Annotated in this window: 13 protein-coding genes and 1 pseudogene; 13 read left to right on the plus strand and 1 reads right to left on the minus strand. The window is 66.0% G+C overall.

Going from position 1 to position 16,695, the window contains the following annotated elements; all coding sequences use genetic code 11:
* The first annotated feature begins 127 nt into the window (after nucleotides 1-127).
* The 8 genes from QFZ60_RS20560 (at nucleotide 128) to QFZ60_RS20595 (ending at nucleotide 9,699) form a co-directional block, all read left to right on the plus strand.
* Complete coding sequence (locus QFZ60_RS20560; protein WP_307092881.1) at nucleotides 128-1,636, plus strand: CCA tRNA nucleotidyltransferase; 1,509 nt, start codon at nucleotides 128-130, stop codon at nucleotides 1,634-1,636.
* Nucleotides 1,633-2,217, plus strand: coding sequence for a histidine phosphatase family protein (locus QFZ60_RS20565; protein WP_018769863.1), 585 nt, complete (start codon nucleotides 1,633-1,635; stop codon nucleotides 2,215-2,217). Before QFZ60_RS20560 ends, QFZ60_RS20565 begins: the two co-directional genes overlap by 4 nt.
* 156 nt (nucleotides 2,218-2,373) lie before the next feature.
* Complete coding sequence (locus QFZ60_RS20570; protein WP_268815552.1) at nucleotides 2,374-2,508, plus strand: hypothetical protein; 135 nt, start codon at nucleotides 2,374-2,376, stop codon at nucleotides 2,506-2,508.
* Between the two features lie 355 nt (nucleotides 2,509-2,863).
* Nucleotides 2,864-2,992 carry a hypothetical protein gene (locus tag QFZ60_RS20575; RefSeq protein WP_268815551.1) on the plus strand — a complete coding sequence of 43 codons (129 nt, stop codon included), beginning with the start codon at nucleotides 2,864-2,866 and terminating at the stop codon, nucleotides 2,990-2,992.
* A 48-nt stretch (nucleotides 2,993-3,040) separates the two neighbouring features.
* Nucleotides 3,041-4,501, plus strand: coding sequence for a glycosyltransferase family 87 protein (locus QFZ60_RS20580; RefSeq protein ID WP_307092883.1), 1,461 nt, complete (start codon nucleotides 3,041-3,043; stop codon nucleotides 4,499-4,501).
* The gene (locus QFZ60_RS20585) at nucleotides 4,494-5,933 is read left to right on the plus strand and encodes an NAD(P)/FAD-dependent oxidoreductase (protein WP_307092884.1); all 1,440 of its coding nucleotides are present in this window, start codon (nucleotides 4,494-4,496) and stop codon (nucleotides 5,931-5,933) included. The genes QFZ60_RS20580 and QFZ60_RS20585 overlap by 8 nt, the downstream gene beginning before the upstream one ends.
* A 69-nt stretch (nucleotides 5,934-6,002) precedes the next feature.
* Nucleotides 6,003-7,991, plus strand: a complete 1,989-nt coding sequence (locus QFZ60_RS20590; protein ID WP_307092886.1) for a penicillin-binding transpeptidase domain-containing protein — start codon at nucleotides 6,003-6,005, stop codon at nucleotides 7,989-7,991.
* A gap of 25 nt (nucleotides 7,992-8,016) precedes the next feature.
* Nucleotides 8,017-9,699, plus strand: coding sequence for an ABC-F family ATP-binding cassette domain-containing protein (locus QFZ60_RS20595; RefSeq protein WP_307092888.1), 1,683 nt, complete (start codon nucleotides 8,017-8,019; stop codon nucleotides 9,697-9,699).
* A gap of 65 nt (nucleotides 9,700-9,764) precedes the next feature.
* On the opposite strand, the gene QFZ60_RS20600 is transcribed toward QFZ60_RS20595, so the two are convergent.
* Entirely contained in the window at nucleotides 9,765-10,943 is a 1,179-nt protein-coding gene (locus tag QFZ60_RS20600) for an IS30 family transposase (RefSeq protein WP_307087179.1), read from the minus strand.
* Nucleotides 10,944-11,077: 134 nt separating this feature from the next.
* Here QFZ60_RS20600 and QFZ60_RS20605 point away from each other — a divergent pair, with 134 nt between their 5' ends.
* From QFZ60_RS20605 to QFZ60_RS20625, 5 genes and pseudogenes are all read left to right on the plus strand, one after another.
* Nucleotides 11,078-11,851, plus strand: coding sequence for a DeoR/GlpR family DNA-binding transcription regulator (locus QFZ60_RS20605; protein ID WP_307092889.1), 774 nt, complete (start codon nucleotides 11,078-11,080; stop codon nucleotides 11,849-11,851).
* The gene (locus tag QFZ60_RS20610) at nucleotides 11,848-13,062 is read left to right on the plus strand and encodes an MFS transporter (protein WP_307092891.1); all 1,215 of its coding nucleotides are present in this window, start codon (nucleotides 11,848-11,850) and stop codon (nucleotides 13,060-13,062) included. The genes QFZ60_RS20605 and QFZ60_RS20610 overlap by 4 nt, the downstream gene beginning before the upstream one ends.
* 22 nt (nucleotides 13,063-13,084) lie before the next feature.
* Nucleotides 13,085-14,582, plus strand: a pseudogene (locus QFZ60_RS20615) (bifunctional phosphatase PAP2/diacylglycerol kinase family protein).
* Between the two features lie 147 nt (nucleotides 14,583-14,729).
* On the plus strand, nucleotides 14,730-15,653 hold the full coding sequence (locus QFZ60_RS20620; RefSeq protein WP_307092893.1) for an ABC transporter ATP-binding protein: 924 nt from the start codon (nucleotides 14,730-14,732) through the stop codon (nucleotides 15,651-15,653).
* Nucleotides 15,653-16,546, plus strand: a complete 894-nt coding sequence (locus tag QFZ60_RS20625) for an ABC transporter permease (protein WP_307092894.1) — start codon at nucleotides 15,653-15,655, stop codon at nucleotides 16,544-16,546. The genes QFZ60_RS20620 and QFZ60_RS20625 overlap by 1 nt, the downstream gene beginning before the upstream one ends.
* Nucleotides 16,547-16,695 lie beyond the last annotated feature (149 nt).

Genomic DNA, 16,695 nt, shown 5'->3' on the forward strand with positions numbered 1-16,695 from the left:
ATGACCGGAACATGACACCAACATGGACGGGATATGACGCACTTTCCGGCAGGGAACCTCAATCCGCGCGGATCGTGACGCTTTTTTGGACTGCCGCGGCGCTGGTTTCTGCCAAGCTTAAGGAACTATGTCGCACGCACATCACAAGATTGATTCCCACACTGTCGACTTCAAGGTGGACCCGGTGGTCCTGGAGCTCGGGCAGCGCTTCGTGGACGCCGGCCACGAGTTGTCCCTGGTGGGCGGTCCCGTGCGCGACCTGTTCCTTGGCCGGACCTCCCCCGACCTGGACTTCACCACCGACGCCACCCCGGACCAGACCGTGGCGCTGATCAAGAAGTGGGCAGACAACTTCTGGGAGATCGGTCGCGCCTTCGGCACCATCGGCATGCGCAAGGCCGGCTTCCAGATCGAGATCACCACGTACCGGGCCGAGGCGTACGATCCCGACTCCCGCAAGCCCGTGGTGGCGTTCGGCTCCTCCTTGACCGACGACCTGCTGCGCCGCGACTTCACCATTAACGCCATGGCCTTGAAGCTGCCCTCCATGGAACTGGTGGACCCCTTCGGCGGCGTCCGCGACCTCCACGCCTCCGTGCTGAACACTCCCGGCGCGCCCGAAGCGTCCTTCTCCGATGACCCCCTCCGGATGATGCGGGCCGCCCGGTTCGCCGCGCAGCTGGGAGTTTCGGTCTCCGGCGACGTCCGGGAGGCCATGACGGGCATGGCGGACCGGATCAAAATCATTTCCGCCGAGCGCGTCCGGGACGAACTGGTCAAACTGGTCTGCGGAGCCCGGCCACGCGTGGGGATTGACCTCCTGGTGGACACCGGACTGGCCGAGCATGTGCTGCCCGAGGTCTCCGCCCTCCGGCTCGAATCCGATGAGCACCACCGGCACAAGGACGTCTACCAGCACTCCCTCCAGGTACTGGAACAGGCAGCAGAGCTTGAAACCGACGCGGAGGGGCCCGTGCCCGGCCCGGACTTCGTGCTGCGTTTCGCAGCATTGATGCACGACGTCGGAAAGCCGGCGACGCGCCGCTTCGAAGCGGGCGGCGCGGTGAGCTTCCGCCACCACGACATGGTGGGTGCCAAGCTCACCAGCAAGAGGATGAAGGCGCTGCGGTTCGACAATGACACCATTAAGGCCGTTGCACGGCTGGTGGAGCTCCATATGCGCTTCTACGGCTACGGCGATGCGGGCTGGAGCGATTCCGCCGTCCGCCGGTATGTGACCGACGCCGGCCCGCTGCTGGAGCGGCTGCACCGCCTGACCCGCTCCGACGTCACCACGCGGAACCAGCGCAAAGCCGAGCGTTTGGCCTTCGCCTATGACGACCTCGAGGCCAGGATTGCAGCCCTCCGCGAACAGGAGTCCCTGGACGCGGTGCGCCCGGACCTCGACGGAGCCCGGATCATGGCCCTGCTGGACATCAAACCGGGGCCTGTGGTGGGCCGCGCCTACAAGTTCCTCCTGAATGAACGGATGGAACACGGACCACTGCCCACCGAAGAAGCTGAGGCGCGCCTCCTCCGGTGGTGGGACGAACAGCCTGAATCCGCACCTGCCGCATCCGGGGCCGAAGCCCCTCCCGCCGTCGTCGAACCTTCACCCGTTGAGGAGTCCAAGTGACCAACCCCGCCTTTGCCCCGCGCCCCCAGCTCTGGATCCTCCGCCACGGCGAAACCGAATGGTCCAAGAGCGGGCAGTACACGGGCCTCACGGACCTCCCGCTGACGGTGGAAGGCGAGCAGCAGGCCGTGGAGGCCCGCAAGGTACTGGACGGCGTCGACTTTGACCTGGTGCTCACATCCCCACTTCGGCGCGCTCGGCGGACGGCCGAACTCGCCGGCTTCCCCGATGCCCGGCATGAACCACTCGCCGTTGAATGGAACTACGGAGACTACGAGGGGATCAGTTCAGACCTCATCCGCAAGGACAATCCCGACTACCTGATCTGGACGCATGGCGTGCCCAACGGGGAGACACTCGACGAGGTGGCCGCCAGGGCGGACAAGATCATCGGCCGGATCCTGGAATCCGGGATGGACAACGTGCTGATCGTGGCGCATGGACACTTCTCCCGTATCCTCACGGCGCGCTGGCTGGAATTGCCGCCGACGGAGGGCCGGCATTTCATTCTTGGCACGGCGAAAGTCTGCACGCTTGGCTGGGATAAAAAGACCCCCGCTATTGTGCGCTGGGGCCTTTAAACCTCTTTATTCAAAAAGTTTCCGCCTTTTCCCCGGAATTGCTGGTCTTCCATGGAATCCTGCGGTACCTTTATTCCTGACCCCACGGGTGATCTCCCCGGGTCCTTGACCGCATTGCACCCCACGCAGCGGACAGCAGAAAAGGAGGTTGGGATAATGATGACTTTGACTGGCGAATGGAATGCCCCCATCAATGCATTCCCGGCCTTTGCTGATGACGCATGCGTGGCTTCGGTCAACTCCGGCTACCGCCGGGCGGCGGCCCTCCCGGGCCTGCTGCGGCGCCGCTAACAGGCGCCGGCTTCCCGGACACCCGCTCCGCACGGCCCAGGCCGGGAATGTGCCCTGGAAGGGCCGCGCGGCTTCCAAGCTGAGTTTCCGGCTGGCTTTCCGGATGCTGCTGCCCCGGCACCCGCTGCGCAGCCGCATAATCCCGCGTTCGTCGGAACTCTTTCCCGGGGCCGTGCTCCGCGCTTGGCTCACGGTGCTCAGTGCCGAAATTGTGCTCTTTGCGCGCAATTCCCGCTAATCCCCTCCAATTGATTTTTTGCGCCCTAATTCGCGCCGCTTTTGCGCGCAGAAATACGGCGCTAATTTCCCATGCGCTTTTGCGCCCTATTTCCGAAGAAAGGAGGTGGCTCCCTTGATGCGAATAATCATGGGGCTCCTGTCCCGTCCCCTGCAGCGCCGCAGTTCCCTGAACACTGCCCTGCTGGAGCAGCACAGGAACGACGTTTTCGTGCTCATGCACCAGCAGATGGGCGGCCTGCGCTGACTGCCGGCCCCGATCCCGCGGGACGGGGCCGGCTGTAAGCTCGATGCCATGCACGAGACCCAGGCGCCGGACGGTAAACGACGGCCCCGAATCGTGGTGCCCAGCCGCAGTGATGCCCTGCTGCAAAAATTCACCGAGGTGATCGGCGGCCCGCTGGGGACCAGGTCGGATCCCGGCGTGGTCTCCCCCGTCATCTATTCGGTGGAACGTGTTCTCATTGTCCTCACGGCGCTGGCAGCCCTGGCGGGGATCCTGCTGAAAGGGTATTGCAGGGTCAACGGCTGGGAAACTCCCACGCAGTTCTATGCCACCTGCTACTCGGATTTCCCCGAACTGTTCCGGAACCGCGGCATGGCGGCGGGAGTCTTTCCCATCCTGGGCACCGGCAGCCAGTTCGAATACCCGGTGCTCCTCGGCTTGATAGCGGGGGTGACGGCGTGGCTGGTGCCCGGCGGCGAGGCAAGTGCGCGGGCCCTGGCCTACTTCGACATCAACGCCGTGCTGCTCGCGGCGGTGGCCATGGCCACCGTGCTGGTGATTGCCCGCATGCCCGGCCGCAGGCCCTGGGATGCCGCCATGGTGGCCGTGGCGCCGGGGATCATCCTGGCCGGAACCATCAACTGGGATCTGTGGGCTGCGTTCCTGCTGGCACTTGGAATGTACTTTTTCGCCCGGCAGCAGCTTGTTCCCGCCGGGGTCATGATCGGCCTCGCAACCGCCACCAAGCTGTATCCGCTCCTGGTGCTGGGCGCCATTCTGCTGCTTGCCGTGCGCACCGGACGGTGGCGCCCGTTGCTGGTGACCGGGGGCAGCGCAGCCGCCGCGTGGGTCCTGGTCAATCTCCCCTTTGCCGCCGCCAATCCTGCCGGGTGGGCCTATTTCTTCCAGTACAGCGCAGACCGGGGCGCCGGCTACAGTTCAGCCTGGTTTGCCTACAACCTGGTGGCGGACCGACTGGGCTGGTCGGGGATTGGCGCCGTCGGGGTTAACGTCCTGTCCGCCACGTTGTTTGCTGTGGCCTGTGCGGGCATCGCCGCTGTTGCCCTGACCGCCCGCCGCCGCCCCCGCCTGGCGCAGCTGGTGTTCCTGATCGTCGCGGCCTTCATCCTCACCGGCAAGGTCTATTCGCCCCAATATGTGGTGTGGCTCATTCCGCTGCTGGCCCTGGCAAGGCCGCGGTGGCGCGACTTCCTGGTCTGGCAGGGTATCGAAGCCCTGCATTGGGCTGCGATCTGGATGTACCTTGGACAGGTGACCAGCGCAGGTTCCTCCCAGCACAACCTGGACATGCCCTACTACGTCCTGGCCGTCGCCGCGCACATGGCCGCGGTGGCGTACCTGATGGCACGCGTCGTGTGGGATATCTACGACCCCACCTACGATCCCATCCGCCGGCACCATCTCGACGATCCGCACGGGGGGCCGTTCGCCAACGCACCGGACCGGATCCGGCTTAAGCTACTGCGCCCGGCCTCATTCCACACTTCGAAGGAGGGGGCCCGTGCCTGACGTGGCGGTAGTGGGCTCGGGCCCGAACGGACTCTCGGCAGCTGCGGTCATGGCACGGGCCGGACTTTCTGTGGAGGTCTTTGAGGCCGCAGCAAAGATTGGCGGCGGAACGCGGACCACGGAGTTGATGCAGCCCGGGCATTTCCACGATGTCTGCTCCGCAGTGCATCCAATGGCCCTGGCCTCCCCGTTCTTCCGGGCATTCGAGCTGCCCCGCAGGGTGGACCTCATCACCCCGGACGTGTCCTTCGGTTCACCGCTGGAAGGTGGCCGGGCAGCCCTGGCCTACAAATCGATGGACCGGACGGTCGAGGGACTGGGCCAGGACGGGCCCGCGTACCGGCGGCTCATGGAACCGTTGGTCCGCCATATTGACGACGTCATGGACTTCACCCAAAACCAGCTCCTCCGGATCCCCCGGAACCCGCTGGTGGCCGGCGTCTACGGACTGCGGACCCTGGAACAGGGGACCGGGCTGTGGAACCTTCGGTTCCGGGAGGAACTGGCGCCCGCACTCCTGAGCGGGGTAGCCGCCCACGCCGTCTCCCATTTGCCGTCCCTGGCAGCCTCGGGAGCCGGGCTGATGCTCGGCGCCCTGGGGCACGCCGGCGGATGGCCCATCCCGCGCGGCGGTTCCGCCTCCATCGCGGCAGCACTAGCGGACGACATCCGCGCCCACGGGGGTGTCATCCACACCGGAACCCCCATAGACCGGCTGGAGCAGCTTCCTGCCACCCGTGCCACCTTGCTGGACGTGGCACCAAAGGGGTTGCTGGACATGGCAGGGCCCTCACTTCCCGGACGCTACCGGAGGGCCCTGGAGGGCTTCCGCTACGGCAATGGCTCCTGCAAGGTTGACTTCATCCTGTCCGGCCCCGTGCCATGGCAGGCCAGTGGACTTTCCGACGCCGGCACCGTGCACGTGGGCGGTACGCGGGCCGAGCTGGCACGCTCGGAGAACGAGGTCAGTGCCGGACGGCACCCTGAACGGCCCTATGTGCTCGTGGCCCAACCGTCCCGCTTCGACCCCGGCCGCGCCCCGGCAGGCCGGCACACACTGTGGACGTACTGCCATGTTCCTTCCGGCTCCACAAAGGACATGACCAGCCAGGTTGCGGCCCAGCTGGAACGGTTCGCCCCGGGCTTCCGCGACCTGGTGGTGGAATCACACGCCATCACCGCAGCGGAGTTGGCCGAGTACAACCGGAACTACATTGGCGGCGATTTCAGCGCCGGCATCATGGACGTCCGTGGCCTTGTCCAGAAGCCGGTGGTGTCGCCGGTCCCGTGGCGGACGCCGCTGCTGGGCGTCTACCTGTGTTCGTCGTCGACACCGCCGGGTCCCGGGGTCACGGGCATGCCCGGGATGCACGCCGCGAAGCACGCTTTGAAGGATGTCTTCAAACTGCCGGTGCCGGACCTGGGTCTCTAGGTTCCGAAGTGGCAGGTGCAGAGGACGCCGGTGGCGTCCTTGGTGGCCGGCCCGGGGGATAATGGCGCCATGGGGAAATCAACAAAACTTTCGCTTGCCGTAGCTGCGCTCATCCTGGGAACCTCGCTGGTGGCCTGCGACGACGGAAAGTCCGGCGCCGAAGCCGCGGCACAACAGCTGGCCACGGCAGTCTCGGCCCTGGACGTGGGATCGGTGGCATTTGACGGCAAGGACGCCGCCGCGGCAAATGACCAGCTGCACCAGGTCTTTGCGGCCCTGGATCCGCAAAAGCCCGAGGTCCAGGCGGGCGGACTCACGCTGGACGGCGATAAGGCCTCCGCCCCGTTGAACTACACCTGGAAGTTCGGCGATGCGGAGTGGAAGTACACCATCCCGGCGAACTTCAGGAAGTCCGGCGACAAATGGCTCACCGTCTGGAATCCGGGCCTCCTGGCGCCCGGCCTCGGGGAGAGCGAAATTGTGACCAAGGGATCCCAGTCCCCTCAGCGTGCCGACATCCTTGGCGCCGGAGACGTCCCGTTGGTGACTTACCGTCCCGTTGTGAACGTGGGCATCGACAAGCCCCAGCTGGGCAGCGCGGACCCTGCCGATTCCGCCGGCAAACTGGCGGCCCTTGTAGGGGTGGATCCTGCCGCCTACGTGCAGCAGGTCAAGGCAGCCGGTGCGCAGGCCTTCGTTCGGGCCATCACCCTGCGGGAAGAGGGCAGGACCATCTCCGATGAGCAGATCCGGGCCATCCCGGGCGCCCGCGGCATTCCGGCATCGATCCCCCTGGCTCCGAGCAGGACCTTTGCCCGTGCCGTGCTCGGTTCGGTGGGGGAAGCCACAGCCGAACAGATCGAAGCGTCCGATGGTGCCCTGGCTCCCGGAGATGTCACGGGCATCGGCGGGCTCCAGCAGCAATACGACGAACAGCTCCGCGGATCTGACGCCGTGGTCATCCGTGCCCAACGCGCCGACCTTACGCGCGAACAAATCCAATCCGCCGGCACCGACCCCCGGCGCGTCCTCTTCCAGGTGGAGCCCAAGCCGGGGACGCCGCTGAAGACTACCCTTGACCCCCGGCTGCAGACCCTGGCCGAGAGCACCCTGGAGGGAGTGGGGCCGGCGTCAGCCATCGTGGCCCTTCGGCCTTCCACCGGTGCCGTGCTGGCAGCCGCATCGGGGCCGGGCAGCAACGGCTACAACACAGCCATGCTGGGGCAGTACGCCCCGGGTTCCATCTTCAAGATGGTGGACTCGCTGGCCATGTTCCGCAACGGAATGACGCCGGACTCCACCGTCCAGTGCACCCCCACGCTCACCGTGGACGGGCGGACCTTCAAGAACTCCGAAGGGTACCCGGAGACCTCCCTGGGTGCAGTGACCCTGCGGGACGCCTTTGCGCACTCCTGCAATACCGCCTTCATTTCCCAGCGGGACGCGGTGTCGCAGGGCCAGCTTGAAGCCGCCGCTACGTCCATGGGGGTGGCGGTCGAAGCGCCGAAACTTGGTGCTGAAGCCTTCCTCGGTTCGGTTCCCGGGCAGGCCCAGGGCACCGAGCACGCAGCGTCCATGATCGGCCAGGGCAAGGTACTGCTCTCCCCCTTGGCGGCGGCCATCATGGCAGGCTCGGTGGCCAAGGGCGCCCCCGTCTCCGCGCAACTGGTACTCAACCCCGATGCGGGGGCTCCGGCTGCGGGAACGACGGCGGGCTCCACTGCTCCCGCCGCCGCACCTTCCGCGACGGCGACGGCCGAGGCACCATCCACGGCCTCCGACAAGCCGATCACGGCCGCGGAGGCTGCGTCACTGGCAGACATGATGCGTGCGGTGGTTACGTCGGGCCACGCAGGCTTCCTTTCGAGCGTTCCCGGGGCGCCTGTCGGGGCGAAGACCGGAACCGCCGAGTTCGGCAACGAGAATCCGCCGAAGACCCACGCCTGGATCGTGGCCGTCCACGGCGACCTGGCCGTGGCCGTCTTCGTGGAGGACGGCGGCCTGGGCGCCACCACCTCCGGCCCGCTGCTGAAGCAGTTCCTCACCGCCGCCGGCTAGGGACGGCCATGGGAGGATTGACGGTGTGGCCCATATTGACGTTTCCGGCATCGGCTACTTCCTCTCCGACGGCACCCAGCTCCTGAACGGGGTGACCTTCAAGGTTCCGGACGGCACCAAGACCGCCCTGATCGGACCCAACGGCACAGGCAAGACCACGCTGTTCCGGATCATCGCCGGAGACCTGGTCCCCGACGAGGGTGTCATTGGACGCTCCGGAAACATGGGCATCATGCGCCAGTTCGTGGGGCAGGTGCGGGACGGCTCCACCGTCCGGGACCTCCTGGTGTCCGCCGCTCCCCCGGCGCTGGCTTCCGCCGCCCGCGAGGTTGATGACGCCGAACTGGCCATGATGGAGCACGACGACGAACCTACCCAGATGCGCTACGCCCAGGCCATCGTGGACTGGGGGGACGCCGGCGGCTACGACGTCGAGACCGTCTGGGATGAGGTCTGCATGGCCGCGCTGGGACTGCCGTTTGACCGCGCACAGCACCGCCCGGCGTCGACCCTTTCCGGCGGCGAGCAAAAGCGGCTGGTGCTGGAGGCACTGTTCGCCGGCCCGGACGATCTCCTCCTTCTGGACGAGCCGGACAACTACCTTGACGTGCCCGGCAAACGGTGGCTGGAGGAGAAGCTGAATGAGTCCAGGAAGACCGTCTTCTTCATCAGCCACGACCGGGAACTGCTGAACAACGCCGCCGGCCGCATTGTCACCCTCGAGCCCGGCATCAACGGGGCCGCCGCGTGGATCCATGGCGGCGGCTTCGAGTCCTATGTGGAGGCCCGTGCGGACCGGAACGCACGGTTCGAGGAATTGCGGAAACGCTGGGATGAGGAGCACATCAAGCTCAAGGAACTCGTCAACATGTACAAGAACAAGGCCGCTTTCCGCTCCGATATGGCCAACCGCTACCACGCCGCCCAGACCCGGCTGGCCAAGTTCCTTGAAGTGGGGCCGCCGGAGGCACTGCCCATCGAACAGAACGTGCAGATGCGGCTCAAGGGCGGGCGGACCGCGAAGCGTGCCATCGTGGCGGAGCAGCTGGAACTGACCGGGCTGATGAAGCCCTTCTCCACAGAGGTCTGGTTCGGCGACCGCGTGGGCGTGCTGGGCTCCAACGGCTCCGGCAAGTCACACTTCCTTCGGCTGCTGGCCACCGGCGGCACCGACCCCGAACGCGAGCACCTGCCGGTTTCGGACGTGGAGATCGCAGAGGTACCGCACGAAGGCACCGTGAAACTGGGCGCCAGGATCCGGCCCGGATTCTTCGCCCAGACCCATGTCCGCCCCGACCTGTTGGGCAAGACACTGCTGGAAATCCTGCACCGCGGCGATGAACACCGTTCCGGCCTTGGCCGGGAGGCAGCCGCCGGTGCCCTGGACGGTTACGGGCTTGCAGGACAGTCGGAACAGAAGTATGAGTCCCTCTCCGGCGGGCAGCAGGCACGGTTCCAGATCCTCCTGCTGCAGCTCAGCGGTGCCACCCTGCTGCTGCTCGACGAACCCACGGACAACCTGGACCTGCATTCCGCCGAAGCACTGGAACGGGCCATTGACCACTTCGAGGGAACCGTCCTGGCTGTCACCCACGACCGCTGGTTCGCGCGGACGTTCGACAGGTTCCTGGTGTTCGGCTCCGACGGAAAGGTGTACGAGTCCGCTGGGCCGGTATGGGACGAACAAAGGGTTGACCGCGTCCGCTGACAGGTTGCCCTATCAGATATGGCTGTTATACCGATGGCGGATTCAAGTGGTGGTCGCAACACGTCCTATGCGGCTGATTCTTCCAGAATTTGCTGGAGGACTTGTGCGGGTGTCTTCCAGCCGAGGGTTTTGCGTAGGCGGCCGTTGAGTCCGGCGGCGGCGTAGTCGAGGTCTTCGGGCGTGACTTTGGTGAGGTCCATGCCTTTGGGGAAGTACTGGCGCAGGAGTCCGTTGGTGTTCTCATTCGTGCCGCGTTGCCAGGGTGAGTGGGGGTCGCAGAAGTAGACGTCCGCTCCGGTGGCGATCCTGACGCGTTCATGAATGCCGACCATCTCCGCGCCCTGGTCCCAGGTCAGGGACCGGCGCAGCTGAGCCGGCAGCGTAGGCAGGGTTTCCTCGATAGCGGCCAGTACCTGCTCGCCGGTGTGCCCGTTGGGCAGGTGCAGGAGCATCACGAAGCGGCTGCTGCGTTCCACGAGTGTTCCGATCGCCCCGGTGCCGGGGGTACCGATGATCAGATCGCCCTCCCAGTGTCCGGGAACAGCCCGGTCATCGGCCTCCGCGGGGCGTTCGCTGATCAGTAACTCTTTCGGGACCCGGGGCTTTCGGTTCCCGGCCCGCCGGTTCGGTTGGCGCACGGCCCGGCCCGTCCGCAGGGCAGCGGTGAGCTCGGCCTTCAGCCCGCCGCGGCCTTGGATATAGATGCACTGATAGATCGTCTCGGGGCTGATGCGCATGCTTTCATCATCGGGGAAATCGATCCGCAGCCGGGCGCTGATCTGTTCGGGGGATAACCGTTCCCGGGCCGTCAGCATCCCGGCAACGTAGAGTGCCAAGGCCTCGTTAACGGCCAGCTTCCGGGTCTTGGGCCTGCGTGCCAGCTTCTGCGCCCGATTCTGCGCCGAGGACGCCAGATAAGGGCGTTGGCCACCGTTGCGGATGTTGCGGCCCAGTTCCCTGCTGATCGACGAGGGGCTCCGGCCCAAACGCCGGCCGATCTCACGCACCCCACACCCGGCCGCCCGCCAGACCGCAATCAGCTCGCGTTCACGGAAGGACAAGTACCGCCGGCAGGCAGGCCTAATTGCAGGATTCACCCCACCATGCTGACGGACGATCACCCGGGCCGCTGACGGAGAAAGACCGGCAGCCTCCGCGGCCAACTCATCAGACGCTCCAGAAGACCTCGCCTCCCAGAAAACCCGAACCACCTCACGCAACACCTCAGGCCGACCAAAACCCATGACAACACCCCAATCACTCAGGTGTTGCAACGACCCCTTGAACCAGCCGATGGATTAGCAGCTGTAACTGATGGAGCAAGCAGTTATCTCTCTTTCTTACTGAGCAAATGATCATTGAGTGTTAGCATATGCTCATGAAGACCGATGAGCGGCACCGGGCCATTGCCGAAATCCTCCGGCGGCAGCCCGAGGTAAGCGTCGAGGACCTGATGCAGGCCTGTGCCGCCTCCGGCGCAACCATCCGCCGGGACCTTGAAGTACTGGCAGGCCATGGCGTCCTCCGAAGGGTCCACGGCGGTGCACGGAGCCTGATCGGCCACGGACAGAACCCCGGCTATGGACAGCGCGAGCTGGAGGACCGGGACGCGAAGAAGCGCATCGCTGCTGCCGTGGCGGGACTGCTGGTCCAGGGTGAACATGTCTGGCTTGACAGCGGCAGTACGGCAACGGAGGTGGCACGGGCAGCGCTTGGCCGGGAACTGACCCTGATGCCCATGTCCCTGCAGGCCCTCAATGCAGCCACAGGCGGGGACAATGCCGGGGGCTCCCGCCCCGCTCTGCTGCTGCCCGGCGGAAGCGTGGTGCCCGGCGAACTCTGTTTCCGCGGGCCCCTGGCCGAGTCCAACATCAGGTCGCTGCGCTTTGACACCGCGGTGGTCACGCCCTGCGCCGTGGATTTCCACGACGGCCTGCTGGCCCACGACCTGGAGGATGCAGCGGTAAAGAAAGCCGGCCTGGAATCGGCGGCTCGCGTGGTGGTGGCCGCCTCAGCAGCGAAGTGGCACGCCAATGCCCGGGTACTCGTCGCCGGCCTGGACCGGGTGGATGTGATCGTGACGGACCGGCAACTCAGCGCCCGGGACAAAGCCGAACTCGAAAAATACTCTGTGGAAGTAGTGAGCGTATGAGCACCAACACCGGCACCGAACAGCAGGCCGGCCTGAGGGCAGCCGCCGCGGCCACGTTCGTGGTCTTCGGCATCAACGGACTGGTCTTCGCCAGTTGGGCGGCCAGGATCCCTGCCGTCACGCAAACGCTGCACATCACGTCCGGCCAAATGGGCACGCTGCTGCTGTGCACGGCTGTGGGCTCGTTGCTGGCACTGCCCACCGCCGGCCTGGTGGTCGGCAGGATTGGCACCGCCAACACGGTCCGCTTTGCCGGCCTGCTGGCGGCGGCGGCAGGCGTGGGCATTGCCCTGTCACTCTCGGCCACGTCCATTCCCGGAACGGCCGTGTCGCTGTTCTTCTTCGGCATTGGCATCGGGCTCTGGGACGTGGCACAAAACATCGAAGGCGCCGATGTGGAGCATAAGCTCCGCCGCACCATCATGCCCCAGTTCCACGCGGCCTTCAGCGGCGGCGCATTCGTGGGAGCCCTCGTGGGTGCAGGGCTTTCCACCCTGGGCATCGACCTCCCGCTGCATCTCCTGGTGATTGCCGCGGTGGTGGTGCTCGTGGCCCTGGTGGTTCCGCGCTATTTCCTTCCCCACATCTCAACGGCCCCCGCCGAAGGGGAACCGAAGCCGACCAAGGGACCTTCCGCCTGGCGGGACAGCAGGACTCTGCTGATCGGCGTAGTAGTCCTTGGCGCCACGCTCACTGAAGGCGCTGGCAACGACTGGATTGCCAAGGCGTCGGTGGACGGACTCGCGGCCTCCGAGTCAACGGGGGCGCTCATGTTCGCCCTCTTCGTCCTTGCCATGACGGCCATGCGGTTCCTCGGCGGCCGCGTTATCGACAGGTACGGACGGGTCACCGTGTTGCGGGCCAGCATGGCCGCGGCAGCTGCCGGACTGGGTCTCTTTGTGCTGGCCCCCAACATCTGGCTCGCCGCCATCGGCGCGGCCCTTTGGGGCGTTGGTGCCGCCTTGGCCTTCCCAATGGGCATGTCCGCTGCCTCCGATGACCCACAGCACTCCGCTGCCCGCGTTTCGGTTGTATCCACGCTCGGGTATATATCCTTCCTCGCAGGACCCCCGCTGCTGGGTTACCTGGGTGACCTCACCGGTATCCACACTGCCCTGCTGGCGATCATGGCGCCCATCCTGGTGGCCCTGCTTCTGGCCGGAGCCGCAAGGCCCCTGCGGAGCGGGGAGCGAGCCGCTGAGCGGGAGTAGCACTTGGGGTTAGGGTGATCACATGCAAAGCGCAAGGCCGCGGGGACGAAGCTGGATCAGCCGCCTCGATAGATACCTTCTCAAGCATGTATCCAACCTGCCGGGCGGCAACCATGACGTGTTCTTCCGCCGGCTCTCAGCCTCAGCCAACAAGGGCAAACTGTGGATGGGGGCGGCGGCGCTCCTGGCGCTCTTTCCCGGCAAGACGCGGAGGGCCGCACTGCATGGCCTGCTCGCCCAAGGGGTGGCCTCAGCCGTGACCAACGTGGTGTTCAAAACCCTGCTCCCCCGGACCCGCCCGCTCCCGGAGCACCTGCCGGTCTTCCGCTTCGTGCATCCACAGCCCACGAGCTCCTCCATGCCGTCGGGGCATTCAGCGTCTGCCATAGCGTTTGCTGTCGGCGCCGGCCTTGTTCGCCCCGCCGTAGGTGCCGCCCTGGCTCCCGCCGCCCTGGGAGTTGCCTATTCAAGGGTGCACACCGGCGCCCACTGGCCCTCGGACGTCCTCTTCGGTTCAGCGCTTGGTGCCGGCGCCGCCCTGGTGACACGGCACTGGTGGCCGGTCCGTCCGCCGATACCGCAAACCACCAGGGCCTGGACCAGTGCACCTGAACTGCCGGATGGCGAGGGCTTGAGCATCGTCGTGAACACTCTGGGCGGGTCGTTCAAGGAGGAAACCGCGTCAGCGCTCAAAGAAGTATTTCCCAAGGCGCATATAAAAACGGTGCAGCCAGATGAGGACCTGCTGCAGCGGATTGCCGCCACCGCTGACTTCCCCGGTACCCGCGCCCTGGGCGTGTGGGGCGGTGACGGAACCGTGGGAGCGGCAGCCGCTGCCGCCGTCGAACGTTCCATTCCCCTGCTGGTCCTGCCGGGGGGAACCCTGAACCACTTTGCCCGCGACGCGGGGACAGGAAGCCTGAAGGATGCTGTGGAAGCGGCAGGCAGGGGTGATGCGGCCCTGGCTGACATCGGCGTCGTAATCGCGGAACGTGGCCTGGCGGGAAGCCCAGAGGTATCCGAACTGGTCATGCTCAACACTTCAAGCATCGGCCTGTACCCGAACTTCGTGCGGCGGCGGGAGCACCTGCAGCCGGCGCTGGGGAAGCCGTTGGCCGGCGTCGTGGCGATGTTCAGGACCTTTGCCGCGGGCACCCCCATCACGCTGTCCGTGGACGGAGTGGTGCACAAAGTGTGGATCGCCTATCTGGGCCGGGGCCGGTTCTACCCCCGGGACCATGCGCCGCTTTTCCGGCCGGTGATGGATGACGGGGTCCTGGATGTGCGGATGATTACCCGCTGATGAATCCTTCGCGCGCGTGCGGCTGCTGTGGTCCGTCCTGACAGGCACGGTGGCAAGTTCCAGCATCACCCATCTGCGGGAGGCCACGGAAGTCAGGATTGACGCCGGGGGTGCGCCCATGGCGCTGGCAGTGGATGGAGAAGCGCTGGCCGGAGTCCGCAGCGTGGCCTACCGGATCCAGCCGAGGGCCCTGACGTACTACTCGCCGCGCCGCTGACCGGTGGCGGCGGCAGGAGGCGGACCCTGATTCTCCCCTGAATCATCCCTGATTCCGGGGAAAACCTGCCCGGGCGTCGGTAGCGTAGGGCATGAACACCCACCAAACACCGTCCGCAGCCCCGCGCTGCCGTGCAAAGGATTCTCCATGATCGAGGCAAACGGACTGACCAAGGTCTACGGCGCCAAAACCGCCGTGGCCGGTGTCAGCTTTACCGTCAGGGCAGGGCAAGTGACAGGCTTCCTGGGCCCCAACGGCGCAGGAAAGTCCACCACCATGCGGATGATCATGGGACTGGACCGGCCGACGTCGGGATCTGTCACCGTCAATGGCCTCCCTTACGTCCGGCACAAGGCACCCCTGCGCGAAGTGGGCGCACTGCTGGACGCCAAGGCCGTGCACACCAGCCGTAGTGCCTACAACCACCTGCTGGCCATGGCCGCCACACACAGCATCCCCAAGTCACGGGTGCACGAGGTCATTGAGATGACCGGACTGGACGCCGTGGCACGCAAGAAGGCCGGCGGCTTCTCCCTGGGAATGGGCCAGCGGCTGGGCATTGCCGCGGCCCTGCTGGGGGACCCGCAGACCCTCATCCTCGACGAACCCGTCAATGGCCTGGACCCGGAAGGCGTGGTCTGGGTGCGGAACCTGGTCCGCTACCTCGCGGGGCAGGGACGCACGGTGTTCCTTTCCAGCCACCTGATGAGCGAGATGGCGCAGACCGCGGACCACCTGATCGTCATTGGACGAGGCCGCGTGATTGCCGACGCACCCATCAACGACATCATCACCGGCAAGGGCCAATCCCGGGTCCGCGTCCGCACGGACGAACCTGGCCGGCTCCACCAGCTTCTTGCCGCACGGGGGGCATCCATTGAGGTCCCCGAACGGGAAATGCTTGAAGTTACGGGCCTGGAGCCCAGAACAATCGCGGCGGCCGCCCTGGAAAACCAGGTCATGGTCTACGAACTCACGCCGCTCGTCGCAAGCCTCGAGGAGGCCTACATGGAACTGACAAAGGACGACGTCGAATATCACTCCCTTCCCGCTGCGGAGGTCAGCAAGTAATGAGCGCAATGGCCACTGAATCCACGTCCTCGCCCGAACCTGCAGCATCCGCCGGGAGCCGCAACGTCCGCAACGGCGGGCGCTCCCTGCCCGGCCCCACATTCCTCCGGGTGCTGAACTCGGAAATCATCAAGTTCCGCAGCCTCCTTTCCACGCTGATCCTGCTGGCTTCCACCGCGGTGGTCATGGTCGGCTTCGGTGCCCTGTCCGCATGGGGGACCGGCCAGTTCGCCGATGCCGCCACGCGGGATCCGCAGGCCGCGGCCCGGATGGCTGCCCAGGGTGGCGACCTTGCCGTCAGCGTGCCCACCTCCGGCATCGCCTTCGCCCAGCTGATCCTGGGGTCCCTCGGCGTGCTGCTCATGAGTTCGGAGTTCACCACCGGGATGGCGCGGTCCACTTTCGCCGCCGTGCCCAGGCGGCTGCCCGCGTTCGCGGCAAAGCTCGTGGTGGTCATGCTGACATCGTTCGTGGTCACCGCTGTGTCCACCTGGGTGGCCGGACTGGTGGCCGTGCCCATCCTGGACAACTATGGGCTCACTCTGGATCTTGGCAGTTCGCAGTCCCTGAAGCTCCTGTTCGTCAACAGCATCTACGTGGCAGCCGTCGCCGCAATCGGCATGGCGCTCGGCACGCTGATCAGGAATTCCGCCGGCGGCATCATGAGCCTGGTGGGCATCTTCTTTGTGGCGCCCATCGCCTTCCAGCTCATCCCCGGGGACTTCTTCAAGGAAGCCCGGAAGTACCTGCCGGGCAACACGGTTGAGCCGCTGACGGCCGCCCAGCACGTTCCCGACACACTGGAAGTCTGGCAGGCGGCGCTGGTCCTCGGCGGCTGGGTGGTCATCCCCGTCCTGCTCGCCGCCGTACTGCTGAAACGCCGGGACGTCTAGGGGGAACCGCGGCATCCGTCCCGCGGGGAACGAACGGCTCGGGGAACGAACGCCGCGTGGTTTCCGGCACATTACAAAAGTGCCTAAGAGGAAACTTTATTTGCCGCTGATGGTTCCTGCTTGGAGTCACGTCCTGTTGGGCACAACCA

Source organism: Arthrobacter sp. B2I5, from assembly GCF_030816735.1.
Taxonomy (GTDB): Bacteria; Actinomycetota; Actinomycetes; order Actinomycetales; family Micrococcaceae; genus Arthrobacter.

Excerpts from the sequence above, each read along its gene's own strand:
- QFZ60_RS20580 (WP_307092883.1), top strand. The coding sequence starts at position 3,041 with ATGCACGAGACCCAGGCGCCGGACGGTAAACGACGGCCCCGAATCGTG.
- QFZ60_RS20560 (WP_307092881.1), top strand. The coding sequence starts at position 128 with ATGTCGCACGCACATCACAAGATTGATTCCCACACTGTCGACTTCAAG.
- QFZ60_RS20570 (WP_268815552.1), top strand. The coding sequence starts at position 2,374 with ATGATGACTTTGACTGGCGAATGGAATGCCCCCATCAATGCATTCCCG.
- QFZ60_RS20590 (WP_307092886.1), top strand. The coding sequence starts at position 6,003 with ATGGGGAAATCAACAAAACTTTCGCTTGCCGTAGCTGCGCTCATCCTG.
- QFZ60_RS20625 (WP_307092894.1), top strand. The coding sequence starts at position 15,653 with ATGAGCGCAATGGCCACTGAATCCACGTCCTCGCCCGAACCTGCAGCA.
- QFZ60_RS20605 (WP_307092889.1), top strand. The coding sequence starts at position 11,078 with ATGAAGACCGATGAGCGGCACCGGGCCATTGCCGAAATCCTCCGGCGG.
- QFZ60_RS20575 (WP_268815551.1), top strand. The coding sequence starts at position 2,864 with ATGCGAATAATCATGGGGCTCCTGTCCCGTCCCCTGCAGCGCCGCAGT.
- QFZ60_RS20600 (WP_307087179.1), bottom strand. The coding sequence starts at position 10,943 with ATGGGTTTTGGTCGGCCTGAGGTGTTGCGTGAGGTGGTTCGGGTTTTC.
- QFZ60_RS20620 (WP_307092893.1), top strand. The coding sequence starts at position 14,730 with ATGATCGAGGCAAACGGACTGACCAAGGTCTACGGCGCCAAAACCGCC.
- QFZ60_RS20610 (WP_307092891.1), top strand. The coding sequence starts at position 11,848 with ATGAGCACCAACACCGGCACCGAACAGCAGGCCGGCCTGAGGGCAGCC.